This window comes from Chryseobacterium elymi, from assembly GCF_003385495.1.
Taxonomy (GTDB): domain Bacteria; phylum Bacteroidota; class Bacteroidia; order Flavobacteriales; family Weeksellaceae; genus Chryseobacterium; species Chryseobacterium elymi.
On record NZ_QNUH01000001.1, the window covers coordinates 489,305 to 503,637 of the forward strand.

General features: G+C 36.6%; 12 protein-coding genes. 5 read left to right on the top strand and 7 right to left on the bottom strand.

Annotated features, from left to right (window positions below):
• Positions 1-79: 79 nt before the first annotated feature.
• The 3 genes from DRF60_RS02180 to DRF60_RS02190 are packed head-to-tail and all read right to left on the bottom strand — an operon-like array spanning position 80 to position 2,466.
• A complete protein-coding gene (locus DRF60_RS02180; protein WP_116010469.1) occupies positions 80-1,483 on the bottom strand; it encodes a radical SAM protein in 1,404 nt (467 codons plus the stop codon).
• Between the two features lie 12 nt (positions 1,484-1,495).
• Positions 1,496-1,729: a hypothetical protein gene (locus DRF60_RS02185; RefSeq protein WP_185144563.1), complete on the bottom strand. Its 234-nt coding sequence runs from the start codon at positions 1,727-1,729 to the stop codon at positions 1,496-1,498.
• A gap of 2 nt (positions 1,730-1,731) precedes the next feature.
• A complete protein-coding gene (locus DRF60_RS02190; protein WP_116010471.1) occupies positions 1,732-2,466 on the bottom strand; it encodes a prolipoprotein diacylglyceryl transferase in 735 nt (244 codons plus the stop codon).
• A gap of 71 nt (positions 2,467-2,537) precedes the next feature.
• On the opposite strand from DRF60_RS02190, the gene DRF60_RS02195 reads away from it, so the two are divergent.
• Entirely contained in the window at positions 2,538-3,578 is a 1,041-nt protein-coding gene (locus DRF60_RS02195) for a GMP reductase (RefSeq protein ID WP_116010472.1), read from the top strand.
• 100 nt (positions 3,579-3,678) lie between these two features.
• On the opposite strand, the gene fabG is transcribed toward DRF60_RS02195, so the two are convergent.
• From fabG to DRF60_RS02215, 4 genes are all read right to left on the bottom strand, one after another.
• Positions 3,679-4,422: a 3-oxoacyl-[acyl-carrier-protein] reductase gene (fabG, locus tag DRF60_RS02200; RefSeq protein WP_116010544.1), complete on the bottom strand. Its 744-nt coding sequence runs from the start codon at positions 4,420-4,422 to the stop codon at positions 3,679-3,681.
• Positions 4,423-4,594: 172 nt separating this feature from the next.
• The gene (locus tag DRF60_RS02205) at positions 4,595-6,103 is read right to left on the bottom strand and encodes a WG repeat-containing protein (RefSeq protein ID WP_123902616.1); all 1,509 of its coding nucleotides are present in this window, start codon (positions 6,101-6,103) and stop codon (positions 4,595-4,597) included.
• 5 nt (positions 6,104-6,108) lie between these two features.
• Positions 6,109-6,783 carry a 16S rRNA (cytidine(1402)-2'-O)-methyltransferase gene (gene rsmI / locus DRF60_RS02210; protein ID WP_116010474.1) on the bottom strand — a complete coding sequence of 225 codons (675 nt, stop codon included), beginning with the start codon at positions 6,781-6,783 and terminating at the stop codon, positions 6,109-6,111.
• A 2-nt stretch (positions 6,784-6,785) separates the two neighbouring features.
• Positions 6,786-8,288 carry a hypothetical protein gene (locus DRF60_RS02215; RefSeq protein ID WP_116010475.1) on the bottom strand — a complete coding sequence of 501 codons (1,503 nt, stop codon included), beginning with the start codon at positions 8,286-8,288 and terminating at the stop codon, positions 6,786-6,788.
• Positions 8,289-8,349: 61 nt separating this feature from the next.
• On the opposite strand from DRF60_RS02215, the gene DRF60_RS02220 reads away from it, so the two are divergent.
• The 4 genes from DRF60_RS02220 to ybeY all read left to right on the top strand — a co-directional run bounded on the left by DRF60_RS02220 (position 8,350) and on the right by ybeY (position 14,209).
• Complete coding sequence (locus DRF60_RS02220) at positions 8,350-8,937, top strand: thymidine kinase (RefSeq protein WP_116010476.1); 588 nt, start codon at positions 8,350-8,352, stop codon at positions 8,935-8,937.
• A gap of 241 nt (positions 8,938-9,178) precedes the next feature.
• Positions 9,179-11,626 (top strand): bifunctional UDP-N-acetylmuramoyl-tripeptide:D-alanyl-D-alanine ligase/alanine racemase, encoded by a 2,448-nt coding sequence (locus tag DRF60_RS02225; protein ID WP_116010477.1) that lies wholly within the window; start codon positions 9,179-9,181, stop codon positions 11,624-11,626.
• A 2-nt stretch (positions 11,627-11,628) separates the two neighbouring features.
• Positions 11,629-13,785 (top strand): patatin-like phospholipase family protein, encoded by a 2,157-nt coding sequence (locus DRF60_RS02230; protein WP_116010478.1) that lies wholly within the window; start codon positions 11,629-11,631, stop codon positions 13,783-13,785.
• 4 nt (positions 13,786-13,789) lie between these two features.
• Entirely contained in the window at positions 13,790-14,209 is a 420-nt protein-coding gene (gene ybeY / locus DRF60_RS02235) for an rRNA maturation RNase YbeY (RefSeq protein ID WP_116010479.1), read from the top strand.
• The last annotated feature ends 124 nt before the right edge of the window (positions 14,210-14,333 follow it).

Consider the following 14,333-nt stretch of genomic DNA (forward strand, 5'->3'; position numbering starts at 1 on the left):
CCTTTTTATTATTTCACAAATTTAACCGATGATTGAGCATAAAAATCTGTGGAATCTGGTAAATCTGCGGTAAATCATTTTAAAACAAAACCTTATCCTCTTTTCTCAATTCCTCAAGGTATTTAATTTTATCATCCCTGTAAAACAAATTCATTGTCTCGAAAGGAATCATCTTTAAATCTTTATTGACAATGTGAACACAGGATTTTTTGATAGCACGCACATCAAAATCATGAGCATCCATAAAATTCATAATGATAATTCTGAAGAGATTATCATAGTCTAAATTCGGAGCCGAAACTTCCGGAAGACAGCATAATAACTGGTTTACTTTAGGCTGAACTTTATCTACAGAAATTCCGGTGCTGAAAATATCCAAAAGCTGCATCTGCAGCCCCGCATCCTGTTCATAAACGATGGTATTTTTCGTTTCATTATTCAGCAAATCAGCCGGATTGATATATCGTGTAAGGGGAATGGTTTCCCCTTCAAGTTTAAGGATATAGCCCATCGCCAAAGCATCAGGATTACACGGAACTGGAATAATATCATCGCTATTCAGAAGCGGAAACTGATTTAAAATTTCCTGCCTTACTTCTGTTAAGGTAATTTTTTCGTGTGCAGAATCTTCCCTGTTTCTTCCGGCTACTTCAACGGGCTGAAAGGTAATCCCACGGACGCATTTCTGTTTTAAGGCAAAATCAATCAATTTTCCAATCTCGTCGATATTTTTTCCTTTCTGAAGAACGATAACCAAAGTCGTGGAAAGATTTAATTCATTTAGTTTTTCCAAAGCTTTCATACGGACATTCGTCAAATCTTTTCCTCTGAAATCTTCCAAAACTTCAGGTTTAAAAGAATCAAACTGAAGATAAATCTCAAATTCCGGAGCGTAAGTCGCCAATTTTTCTGCAAAACCGGGATCATTTGCAATACGGATTCCGTTGGTATTGAGCATCAAATGCTTAATCGGTTTGGATTTGGCAATATCCATAATTTTAAAAAATTCAGGATGAATGGTAGGCTCACCGCCACTGATCTGCACAACATCCGGCTCTCCCTCGTTTTTAACAATGGTATCAAACATGGCTTCAATCTGCTCCAAACTCCTGTGACTGCCATAATGTGGTGACGACATCGCATAACAGGTGGGGCACGTCAGATTACACCGGTCGGTAACTTCCACAATGGAAAGACAGCTGTGCTGCTCATGATCTACACATAAACCGCAATCGTACGGACAGCCATATTCCACATCAGTTCCGAAATGAACGGGCATTTCAGAGGCTTTATTGTAGTTCCTGATATTTTTGTAGTACTGAACATCTGAAGCAATCATGGTCTTAAAAAAACCATGATCCGGACATCTTTTGGTCATAAAAACCGCCTCATCTTCAATAATGATCTTCGCGCCTACCCTTTTCAGGCATTCCGGACAAAGACTGATGGTATAATCGTAGTACGTATAATTTCTTACCGGCATAATTTCAATTTTTTACATTCCCCCACAAACAAAGCCACTGATCAGACCACAAATCAACAAAGAAATCAGCATCGTCTGCCAAAACTGCTTTTTTGTAAATTTCTTATCGTTATTCCATTCGTAAATGACTTTTGCTATTACAGTTACAAATAATGAAGCTACTAAAGCAATTACGATGATTATTCCTATAATCATCACAACCAATCCACCGAGGTTACCAACTTCCAGAAGTGTCAGCATTTTCATAATTAATATTTTTGTGTTTTAATCTTATAAATGTAATAAATAATCACCGAAAGACAGACCAGTTGAATTGTCCCTAAATTTCCAATGATATCAATTTTAGGCTTAATAAAATCTAAAAAGAATCTGAATGTAAAATAACTGAGCATAAATAGCTGAAAAATAAAGCCTGAAGGATATTTATGTTTTTTCTCAACGATTTTTAAACAAATCCATAAAATAATCAGAAAACCAATCTCATACAATGCAACAGGATGTCTTAAATATTCATCACCAAGATGCATTCCGAATATTGAAGTGGTGGGTAACCCGTAAGTTTCTTCGTGAATTCCGGTTAGAAAACAGCCGATTCTGCCAATAATTATGGCTAAAATTAAAGGGTAAACAATCAAATCACCGGTACTTTCTTTGTGGCTTACTATCTTTTTTGCCCATTCAACTCCAATCAGTCCAAAAGCTAAGCCGCCAACAATGGTATTATTGGTCCAAAACCTTTTAAAGCTGAAATTTCCGAATAAAACATAAGGATTTTCAAGGTTTCCGATGAGCTTTGAACCGATTAAGGCCCCTGCCGTTGCCCCGATAAGAATTGCTGCTGAAGTATTGAAAGAGAGTTTTTCGGTTGATTTTCTTTTTAGATAAAAATAAAAGCGCATCCCAAGAAAAATACCCAGTGTTTCAAATACAGGATGTGAAAGAACTGTTTTACCGAAAATCTGAAAAGTAACAGGGAAATCCATCCTTTCAAAAGTAGTATATTTAAGTTAAATTACTAATTTTAATTTTTTAAACAACAAATAAATTCACCAAAATGCGAATAGAAAATGATATAAAGCTAGGTTTTAAAGATGTTATGTTCAGACCCAAACGTTCTACTTTAAAATCCCGCTCAGAAGTGGATCTTGAAAGAGAATTTACCTTCAAACACACGAAAAAGAAATGGAGAGGCGTTCCCCTGATTGCCGCCAATATGGATACGGTAGGGACTTTTGAAATGGCGATAGAACTGGCCAAAGATAAGATTATTACAGCCGTTCATAAGCATTATACTCCTGAAGAATGGAGCCGGTTTCTGGACAGCCAGCCGGAAAGTATTTACCAGTATATCGCATTGAGTACCGGTACCGGCCAGGCGGATGAAGAAAAACTTAAAACGATCCTCGAAAAGCACCCAAAAATTGAGTTTTTGTGCATCGATGTAGCGAATGGTTATTCTGAGCATTTCGTTGGATTTGTGAAGAAGGCAAGGGCCAATTTTCCTGATAAGATCATTATGGCAGGAAATGTAGTGACGGGAGAAATGGTGGAAGAGCTTCTTCTTGTGGGCGCTGACATCATCAAAGTAGGTATCGGGCCTGGTTCAGTATGTACAACAAGGGTGAAGACCGGAGTTGGCTATCCTCAGCTTTCTGCGATTATTGAGTGTTCTGATGCTGCTCACGGTCTTGGAGGGCATATTATTGCAGATGGAGGCTGTAAGGTTCCGGGAGATGTGGCTAAAGCTTTTGGCGGAGGCGCAGATTTTGTAATGCTGGGCGGAATGTTTGCCGGTCATGATGAAAGCGGCGGCGAAATCATTGAAGAAAATGGTAAAAAATACCGTTTGTTCTATGGTATGAGTTCAAAAACAGCTATGGATAAACATTCGGGAGGCGTGGCAGAATACCGGGCTTCGGAAGGAAAAACGGTGAAAGCAGCTTATAAAGGCCCTGTTTCGGAAACGGTGAAAGATATTTTGGGCGGCGTTCGTTCTACATGTACTTATGTAGGAGCTTCCAAACTGAAGGAATTGTCTAAGAGGACTACTTTTATCCGGGTTCAGGAACAGGAGAACCAGATTTTTAAAGATTAAAATAGGCTCTCGCAGATGGAGCAGATTTTTATTTTTAATCCCAGTAGAAATAAAAACCGGCTGTACATCACTTGTACAGCCGGTTTTGTTTGTTTTAGTATTAAGTCAGCATTCCGCCGTCTACGTTCAGGGTTTGTCCTGTGATGTAAGAAGACATTTCGCTTCCCAGGAAGATACAAGCATTGGCAACGTCTTTGGTCTGTCCTGCTCTTTTCATCGGAATCCTGTCTCTCCATGCCTGAAGGGTTTTCTCATCCAGATCTGCTGTCATTTCAGTTTCAGTAAATCCTGGAGCAACTGCGTTACATCTTATATTTCTTGATCCCAGCTCCAATGCGATAGATTTTGTAAATCCTATTACTCCGGCTTTAGAAGCTGCATAATTGGACTGTCCCGGATTTCCGCTGATTCCAACTACTGAAGTCATATTGATAATAGATCCTGACTTAGCTTTCATCATCGGCTTAATCACCGCTTTCGTAAGGTTAAATACAGAATCCAGATTGATTCTCATTACCTGATCCCAGTCTTCTTTAGACATTCTCAACAGCAGGTTATCTCTGGTGATTCCGGCATTGTTGATCAGAATATCGATCTTTCCGAACTCTTCCATTACATCGTCGATTAATTTTTGAGCTGCATCGTAATCTGATGCGTCAGACTGATATCCTTTGATCTGGGTTACAGAACTTAAAGCCGCCTCTAATGCTTGAGCTTTGTCTACAGAACCGGCATAGGTAAATGCTACTTTTGCACCCTGTTCAGCGTACATTTCAGCAATTTTTTTTCCGATTCCTCTTGTAGCTCCGGTAATTAGTGCTACCTTTCCTTCTAATAGTTTCATCATATCTCTTGATAATTATATTCTTGGTAAATACTTCCGTCTTTAAAAAACGGCAATTTAACATATTTAATTTTATACTAATTAAGCAGTCCGCAAAGATATTATAAATTGTTATTCAATGCATTTCAAATCATCAAATTAGTGAAATTTTTTCGCTGTTTTTTATCATATTCTACAGACGGCTGCCGCTGTTTTTAAATCTTGTAAAATAAAGAATATCTGTTTTTTTATCTTTCTCCAGTTTCAAAACTTCCTTCTGCCAGTAATACTTATCATAAATAACATCTTTCAAAGGCTCGTTCTGAAAATTCACAACACCATATTTATCCTGCTTTTTTACGACAATTTCATTCTCAGAATTTTCAAATACAATAATGTCATCGTAGATAAAAGGAACAACCTCTTTTCCTTTTTCATCAATTATTCCGTACAAATTATTTTTGTTTCTGCAGACTACCGGTTTTGAATACAGGTTAAAAATATTGAAAAAATCCGGCTCCTGCTCTTTGATAAAAACTATATCTTTCAGAACAGAAACTGACTTATCGAGCACAGAGAACCTATAGTAGCTGTCCTGCTTTTTAATGATAAGATGCTCCGGATAGAAAGCAATGATTTGTGTATTTTCCTCCAAAATATCCTTCAAATCTTTATCCAGAAATTTTTCTTCTTTTCCTTTTTTAAGATAAATGAAGTCTTTTCCTGAAATACGGAAACTTTGTACAAAATCATATTCCTGGGGAACAATACGATCTCCCTGAAGGTTCACAATTCCTGATTTCTTTAACAGATCACTGTAAACACTGAAAAGATTATTGAATAACGGCGTTAAATACTTGAAATTAGCTGGATATAGCTTTTTATCTTTTTTACTAAAAACAGTTGCTTTTCCTTTTTTCCTGAAATAAATATATTCTTTTGCCCCAAAATATTCCGGTGAAGCATCATCATAAATCTCATCGGCAAGAATATTTTCTTCGGTATCAATCAAACCGTATTTTCCTGTCGTCTTATTTTTGGTAATCAGAAAAGGATAAGAGGTTAAATCGTAGATGTATTTTGAAAATTTGTGCAGCGTCTCTCCGTTTTTCCCTATAACCTCACTCTGACTATCTTCATTGATGATCAGCGCTTTATCATTTTCAAAGTGATAATCTCCTTTAAACTCCCGGTTGCTGATCTGTTTTCCTTCAAGATCATATAAAAACCAACTTTTATCTTGCAATACAAAAAAACGGTCTTCTGCTACGAACCGAATCCTGTCAGAAAAAGGAATGATCTGTTTTCCGTTATAATCATAAACGGCCTCTTTCCCCCCTTTTGAAGAAATGATACATTTTTTGCTGAGCCAGGGAGTATTAAAACTCTGGTCATCTAAAGGAAGGAATTCGTTTCCTTTTTCATCAATAATGGCAGATTTCGTTTTATAACTGGATTCTCTTGAAGTAAGAATGAATCGGTTTTTAAATATATGTGAAATACTGTGAGGAGATTCAAACGTAATATTTCCCAATGAATCTACAACGTTTTCTTTCTTATTTTTTGAATCGTAAGCCGTTCCATAGCCTTCTGAATAAGAATGAACTTCCATCCCTGTTTTTTTTGACAAAAGAATCTTGGTATACTGATTGGTCTGAGCCATACACACGGACGAAGACAGTGCAAAAACTAACTTTTTCAATGAATTTAAATAGAGTTATTGACAATAAGAACGATCTCTCCTTTTAAAGTTTTGCTTTTGGAAAATTCAATTAATTCATTGATGGTCCCACGTTTGGTTTCTTCAAACTTTTTCGAAATTTCCCTGCTCAGGCTTGCTTTTGTATCTTCCCCGAAAAATTCTTTGATCTGCTCCAGAGTGGTATTGATCTTATGTGGGCTTTCGTATAGAACGATCGTTTTTTTCTCTTCTGCAAGCTGTTTCAGCTTCGTCTGCCTTCCTTTTTTCTGAGGCAGAAATCCTGCAAACAGAAATTCGTTATTCGGAAGTCCGGACACTACAAGGGCCGGAATTAACGCTGTGGCTCCGGGAAGACATATCATTTCAATAGCATTGTCTGAACCCGCTTTTGCCAAAAGATAGCCAGGATCTGAAATTCCGGGAGTTCCCGCATCGGTAATGATGGCAATATTCTGCCCGCTTTTAAGATCAGCAATTACTTTTTCAGTGGCCTGATGCTCGTTATGAAGATGGTAGGATTTTAGGGGTTTGGAGATCTCGTAATGCTTTAAAAGTATTCCTGATGTCCTTGTGTCTTCACATAAAATATAGTCAACTTCCTTAAGGACCTTTATGGCCCTGAAGGTCATATCTTCTAAGTTCCCTACCGGTGTGGGAACAAAATATAAGATTCCGCTCAAAATTATAAGAATTTATTTTCTACCAATATCCAGAGTCTCTGGGCATATTCATCTACTTTACTCCACTTTCTTTCGTAATAAAGATCGCTGAGATATTCTTTCGCTTCTTCCAGGTTTTTAAAACTGTTCAATTGGGCTACAGTTTCGTTGAGATCTGTCTGACTTCCGCCAAAAAGCATTTTTGAAAAGGCAATTCTGTCATTCAAATCGAGCCTGAATTCTGGCTTCAACTTATCAGCCTCCATAAAATTGGTTGGAATATTTGTTTTAAGAATACTTCCCTGATCTTCTTTTGTTTCAGAAACCGGTTTTTCTTTCGGTACTTCTCTTTCCAGAGGATCATTGTCAAAAAGAGTCTGCACAGCCTTCAATCCTTTGATATTGGCCAGTTTTATTTTTTTCTCCTGCTGATAGGCATCTAAATCCTCGAAGCTTTCATCAGAAGCTGGTTTTGCTTTTTCTGTTTCCGGAAGAGGCTTTTCTATTTCAACAATTTTCCTTCTGTCGTATACCTCTGCCAGGATGGTTTCTTGCTTTTCTTCTGAAGGAAAATCATTTTTTATTTCGCTCAGAATACTTTCCACATTAGAAGTTTCTGTCAGCATTTCTCCCTGTTCTAGGGTTGCATTGGATATACTGAACTGTTCTTCGTTTTCCTCGATCAGCATTTCGTCTTCCAGCATTTCAGTATCAAAAATGCTTGGAATTATTTCTGTCTGTTTTTTGTCTTTAACTTCAGTATTATGATCTGATTCTTCGTTTTCAAGGTCATTTGAGTCGTCCGTTTCATGTGAAACATTGTCTTCATCTTCTTCAATTTCGTTCAACTGATTATTGAAAACTGCCTCTTCTTCTGTAATTTCATTGATAAATAAATCTTCATTGAGGCCTTCATCATTATCCGGTTCAGCATCAGCAAGGATTCTTTCTTCATCCACAAAACTGAAGACTTTTTCGTTAGCGTTGAACGCTTCATTTTCATCAATTTCGTTCAGCTGTTTATTGAAAACAGCCTCCTCTTCTGTAAGATCACCTTGAGAAAGCTTTTCATTAACACTTTCAGCCGGGTCCTGTCCATAATTTTCTTCTACAAAACTTACAATATTTTCGTGAAACTCATTTTCTACGATCTCATCAAGCTGATGGTTAAATTTTTCCTCTTCATCCCCAGAAGCCACTGCATACTCCTCTCCTTCGTTTTCATCAATTTCATTAAATTCATTATTGAAAATCGCTTCTTCTTCCGTTACCTCATGATGAGACTCGTGTACATCATCAGCATTTAATGAAATGTTTTGGTTTTCTGAGTTTTGCTGCGAATTATCTGTAATAAAGTATTCGATATTCTTTTCCAGAAGTCTTAAAAAAGAGATCCTGTTGGCAAGCTCATCTACAAGATCCTGCTTGGAAAGTAATTCATCTACGTTGTTTATTTTCTCCAGAATTTCAATGATATTCTTGGATTCAAAAAAAATTTTTTCCTTTAAATCTTGGATGTTCTGCATAATAAGAATCTTATTAAAATTGCTTACTTTTGATCTTAAAAATATACGGCTAATTTAACAAATGTTTTTAGAAAATACAATTAATCATTCCAAACAAAGCGGTTGGATGGAAGTTATTTGTGGCTCTATGTTTTCGGGAAAAACCGAAGAGCTGATTCGAAGATTGCGAAGAGCAGAAATGGCGGGCCAGAACGTGGAAATTTTTAAACCGAGACTGGATACACGATATTCTGACGAGGACGTTGTTTCTCATAATCTGAATAAAATACGCAGTACAGCAGTAGATAATCCCAATGAGATTCTTCTGCTGGCCTCTAACTGTGATGTGGTGGGAATAGATGAAGCTCAGTTTTTTGATGAAAGCATTGTTGATATTGCCAATCAGCTTGCGAACAGTGGCGTAAGAGTAGTTGTGGCAGGTCTTGATATGGATTTCCTTGGACGTCCGTTCGGGCCGATGCCCAATTTAATGGCTACCGCAGAATACGTTACTAAAGTGCATGCTATTTGTAAGAGAACGGGTAATCTGGCCAACTACTCTATGAGAACTTCCCAGGGAAATGATCTGGTAGAGCTTGGCGAAACAGACAGCTATGAAGCAGTAAGCCGGCGTGTTTTTATTGATGAAGTACTTTTAAAGAAAAAATAAATAAAGTCACAGGACTTACAGTTATTTAAGGAGCAAGGGTTAGGAAATTCAACCACCAAACCGTCGAGAATCTAAAAAAAGATTCTTCGCTGGAAAATAAATGTAAGCCTTTGTGGCTGTCCAAAAAAATAAATTAACTTGTAAAGGTAAAGGGTAAGACTTGAAAAAATATGGTTTAAAGCAATATATTCAACTTCACCCCGATTTACCATTATTAAGTCAAAAAGCAGAAGGGGCACCAATGAACTATACAGTAAAACAAATTGCAGATATCACCAATGCACAGATCATTGGAGACAAAGATCTAGTGATCAGGAATATAGCGTTTGACAGCAGAATTATTTATTCAACGAAAAATACGGCATTCATCGCGATTAATACTCATAAGAATTCCGGGGAAAAATTCATTGAATCTGCCATAGATCGTAGTATTGGTGTGATTATTTCTGAGCATAAGCATCCGCAGTTTGAGAATGTTACGTGGCTCATTGTTGAAAATTCGGTGGAATTCCTTCAGAAACTGGCTAAATATCATTTTGAAAATTCTCATCTGAAATCTATCGGAATTACAGGAAGTAATGGTAAAACCATTTTAAAGGAATGGCTTTACCAATGTCTTTGGAATGAATTTCCGACCGTAAAAAGTCCGAAAAGTTTTAATTCCCAAATCGGGCTTCCACTTTCCCTACTCCAGATTAACAGCTCTTATGAATTGGGAATTTTTGAAGTAGGAATTTCAAAACCGCATGAGATGGAAAAGCTGGAAAATATATTCCATCCCCAGATCGGGCTCCTTACCCATATCGGAACTGCCCACGCAGCCAATTTTGAATCTGAAGAAGAGCTGATCAATGAAAAAATTATGCTTTTTAAAGGCTCAGAAATCATTATTTATAATGGTGATAATATATTGGTTGACAAAAAAATAAACGAATTATATTCTAGTAAAAAATTAATTTCCTACGGTCTTAAGAAAGACAACCAGGTTTTCATTAAAGAAAATGTTTCCAAGGATGAAAAAATTACGGTTGTTTATTTTGATGAAGAGATTTCCTTCCCTGTCCATCAGAGAGACGAAGCTACCTTAACGAATGCTTTGGCTTTGATCACCGTTTTAAAGGAAATGAATATCGATAATCAGAAAATTGTCGAAAAAATTAACTCTTTAAAGGCAGTGGAAATGCGTCTGGAAGCTATTGAAGGTATAAAAAATAATATCGTTATTAACGATTCTTTTAATCTGGATCTGGATTCTCTGAAAACAGCCCTTCAGTTTCTTAATGAGTATAAAAAGCCTAAAAAATCTTTGGTTTTAACGGATATTGTAGGGGTTAATTCTAATTCCAAGGAACTTTATGAAGAAGTTTCTGAACTGGTGAATGACCAGAATTTCGATTCTGTATTTCTTATCGGTAGTGAAATATCAAAATTTAGTGAATTATTTAAATCTAAAACTTCTACTTTCGTTAATACTCAGGAATTAATTGACAGCAAGCATCTTACCGAAATTGAAAACCAGATTATTCTGCTCAAGGGGGCAAGAAAATTTGAGATCGAAAAGCTTAAGGATATCCTTGAACTCAGAAAGCATGATACTGTTCTGGAGATCAATCTGAATGCTATTCTGCACAATATCAACTATCACAAATCCCTCCTAAAACCAGGAACGAAAATGATGGCAATGGTGAAAGCTAATGCTTATGGGTTAGGTAGTTATGAAATTTCTGAATTTTTACAGCATCATCATATCGATTATTTGGGCGTTGCCTACGCTGATGAAGGTGTAGAACTACGTAAAAAAGGAATTACCACTCCTATTGTGGTCATGAATCCTGAACAGCACAGCTATGAAGCTATCATTGAATACAACCTGGAACCTGAAATTTACAGCTTCAGGGTTTTGGAATTATTCTATGAGGCAGTTCAGAAATCCGGTTATGATAAAAAATATCCTATTCATATCAAACTGGAGACTGGAATGCACCGTCTTGGTTTTAAAGATTTTGAGCTGGATCAGCTAAGCGAAACTTTAAATAGTAAAAATGTAAAGGTCCAGAGCTTATTCAGTCATTTATCTTCTTCTGATATGCCTGAAGAAAAGCAATTTACAATAAAACAGTTAGAAATTTTTGAAAAGAACTCTGCTTATCTGATTGACAAGCTGGGCTACACTCCTATCCGGCACATTCTGAATTCTTCTGGAATAACAAGTTATACGGAACATCAGTATGACATGGTAAGAATAGGGATCGGAATGATCGGAGAATCACCTTGTAGTGAAATACAGAAACAATTACGGTCTGTGGTAAGTTTTAAAACCGTAATTTCACAGATATCAACGGTTGATACCGGCGAATCTGTTGGCTATAGTAGAAAATATAAGCCTGATCATGCAGTAAAGATCGCTACGATTCCTGTCGGCTATGCTGACGGAATCCCAAGACTGATCGGAAACCAGGTTGGAAATGTAGGTGTCAACAAAATATTGGCTCCGATTGTCGGAAACATTTGTATGGACATGATGATGATCAACGTAGACAAGATTCCCGATGTAAAAGAAGGTGATATGGTCACCGTTTTTAATGCAAAACCCAGTTTAAAAGAATTCGCAGGCTACTGCAAAACAATAACTTATGAAGTGTTAACCTCCATTTCGCCCCGGGTGAAACGGATTTATATAAAAGACTAGTTATGAGAAAACTCCTGATCCTTCTCTTCGTATTTCAACTCCTGATGATCCATTCTCAAGTGAAAAAGGATCTGGTTATTCCAAAAAATCCAAAAATCGGTCTTTCCCTTGCCGGTGGTGGTGCCAAAGGTTTTTCACACGTCGGAGTTCTTAAAGTACTGGATTCATTAGGAGTAAAAGTCGATTATATTTCCGGAACGAGTATGGGAGCCATTGTTGGAGGCCTGTACGCTTCGGGATATTCCGGAAAAGAAATAGAAAAGATCGTGATGGACACTGATTTCTATTCTCTTATAATGGATCCTAAATCCAGACAGGAAACTTCTTTTTTTAATAAATCCGTCGATAAATATCTTTTATCCATTCCTTTAAAAAACGGGAAGATATCCCTTCCCTCCTCCATCAGTTCAGGACAGAGAAATGTATACCTGCTTAAGGAACTTTTTAAAAATGTCTCGAATATTGATGATTTTTCTAAACTCCCTATTCCTTTTATGTGTGTTGCAACCAATCTGGAAAGCGGCAATATGGAAATTTTCGAAAAAGGCGATCTTGTACAGTCAATAATGGCCAGTTCTGCCTTTCCTTCTCTGATGGATCCGGTAAAAATTGGCGACAGTATTTACATAGACGGAGCGATGACAGTAAATTATCCTTCAAAGCCATTAAAGGACAAAGGAATCGATATCGTGATCGGTGTGGACCTAAACCAGGATTTATCGAAAAGAGAAGATTTAAACAATATTATATCAATCCTTAATCAGGTTATTGATTTCGGAATTAAAAGAGATACCAGAAAACAATATAAATACACAGATATTAATATCAAGCCGAATCTGAAAGGAATGACTGCCACCAGTTATGATGAGAAGAAAAAAATTCTCGACAGTGGCTATGCGGAAGGTATGAAATACACCGCTGTGTTGGATCAGCTTCCCAAACGAGAGTTTGACCGCCTTAGAGAGCGTGTAAACCCAATATATTCCAATGTGTATAAGATTGACAGCATCTCGCTGGAAGGAGGCCGTATTTATGGTAAAAACTACGTCTTAGGTAAAATGGGCCTACGTCTGCCATCTATGCAAACGTATGGCTCTATCAACAAAAAAATAGATAAATTGGTTGCTACCAATAATTACCGTTTCATCAATTATGATATTATTCCAGAAAATGATGCCAATTATCTTAAGCTTTATGTTACAGAGGATGAAGCCCGCCATTTTTTAAAAGTTGGACTGCATTATGATGAAGTATTCAAAACTGGTCTTCTTCTGAATTATTCAGGAAAACGTCTTTTATTTAAAAATTCAAACTTGTCCCTTGATGTTATCGTAGGCGATAAACCAAGATATTATCTAAACTATTTTATTGATAACGGATATATCCCGGGCTTCGGTATCTATTCTTCCGGGATGAGCTTTGATCTAAAGAATATTGACAATAATGTCGTGGATAAATGGGAATGGTTCAGGAATGAAGCCTTTATACAGTCTGTATGGAGGGATAAATTTGCAATCGGAGGCGGAATCAGTCATGATTATTTCGGAGCTGAAATAAATGGCGAGCATGAGAGATATATGCGTTTTTTAAATCCTTATGTATTCCTAAAGAGTGACACCCAGAATGACAAAGATTTCTCTTCAAGAGGGATTTACATTAACGCAGAAGGTAAAGTGATAGATCTGTTGAAATCTGAAATTGAAAAAAGAATTATACAGGTTAAAGCAGATATCAGGATTAATGTCCCAATTTCAAAGCAATTTTCCTACCGTCTTAATATTTATGCCGGTATCACAATTGGTGACAATCTCCCAGAATTTTATCAGTACAGACTCGGTGGTATTTTTGAACAGAATATGATCAATTTCAAAAGCTTTGGAGGATTTTATTTTGCTCAGCTTAATACCAATAATTTTGCTCTTATTTCCAATGATCTTCAGTTCAAATTCAATAAAAGCTATTTCTTAAGCGGGAATTTTAGTTTTGCCAATCTTTCGGATGATATTAATTTTGAAGATGCAGTTAAAGTAAATTATAGTTCGGTAGGACTTACTGCTGGGTACAAATCACCGTTTGGACAAATCAAGCTCAATTTTAGCCACTCACTTAAAAACAATCAAAAAGGCATATTCAGTGTTATTTTAGGACACTGGTTTTAATACAATGATACAATTCTTTTACGAAAATTTAGAGGAATCTGTAAATACAGATTATCAAAAATGGCTGGAAGATATTATTCTTTCAGAAGGAAAAAAACTAGGCGAAATCAATTATATTTTCTGCGATGATGAATATCTGCTTAAGATTAATCAGGATTATCTGCAGCATGATTATTATACCGATATCATCACTTTTGATTATGTAAAAGGGAAGACAATAAGCGGAGAGATTTTCGTATCTTTGCAGCGAATTTCAGACAATGCTTCTACCCTATCCAAAGATTATGAAGAAGAATTAAAAAGAGTCTTGGCTCATGGTATCCTTCACCTCGCAGGATACAAGGATAAGACAGAAGCAGAAGAAAAAGAGATGCGGAGAATGGAAGATTTATACCTGGCTAAATTTAAGAAATTAAATTCTTAATAAATTGAAGAATCACTTAAAGAATAATCCGTAAAGTGTTCAATTATAGCCACAATAAAAGCTCACCTGGAGCACATTCTCTAAAAATGTTTCACGTGAAACATTCATAGAAAATAGTAAAATT

What these genes read in the sequence shown, in the direction of transcription:
- DRF60_RS02180 (WP_116010469.1), bottom strand. Translation starts at nt 1,483, where the DNA reads ATGCCGGTAAGAAATTATACGTACTACGATTATACCATCAGTCTTTGT.
- DRF60_RS02185 (WP_185144563.1), bottom strand. Translation starts at nt 1,729, where the DNA reads ATGAAAATGCTGACACTTCTGGAAGTTGGTAACCTCGGTGGATTGGTT.
- DRF60_RS02190 (WP_116010471.1), bottom strand. Translation starts at nt 2,466, where the DNA reads ATGGATTTCCCTGTTACTTTTCAGATTTTCGGTAAAACAGTTCTTTCA.
- DRF60_RS02195 (WP_116010472.1), top strand. Translation starts at nt 2,538, where the DNA reads ATGCGAATAGAAAATGATATAAAGCTAGGTTTTAAAGATGTTATGTTC.
- fabG (WP_116010544.1), bottom strand. Translation starts at nt 4,422, where the DNA reads ATGAAACTATTAGAAGGAAAGGTAGCACTAATTACCGGAGCTACAAGA.
- DRF60_RS02215 (WP_116010475.1), bottom strand. Translation starts at nt 8,288, where the DNA reads ATGCAGAACATCCAAGATTTAAAGGAAAAAATTTTTTTTGAATCCAAG.
- DRF60_RS02220 (WP_116010476.1), top strand. Translation starts at nt 8,350, where the DNA reads ATGTTTTTAGAAAATACAATTAATCATTCCAAACAAAGCGGTTGGATG.
- DRF60_RS02225 (WP_116010477.1), top strand. Translation starts at nt 9,179, where the DNA reads ATGAACTATACAGTAAAACAAATTGCAGATATCACCAATGCACAGATC.
- DRF60_RS02230 (WP_116010478.1), top strand. Translation starts at nt 11,629, where the DNA reads ATGAGAAAACTCCTGATCCTTCTCTTCGTATTTCAACTCCTGATGATC.
- ybeY (WP_116010479.1), top strand. Translation starts at nt 13,790, where the DNA reads ATGATACAATTCTTTTACGAAAATTTAGAGGAATCTGTAAATACAGAT.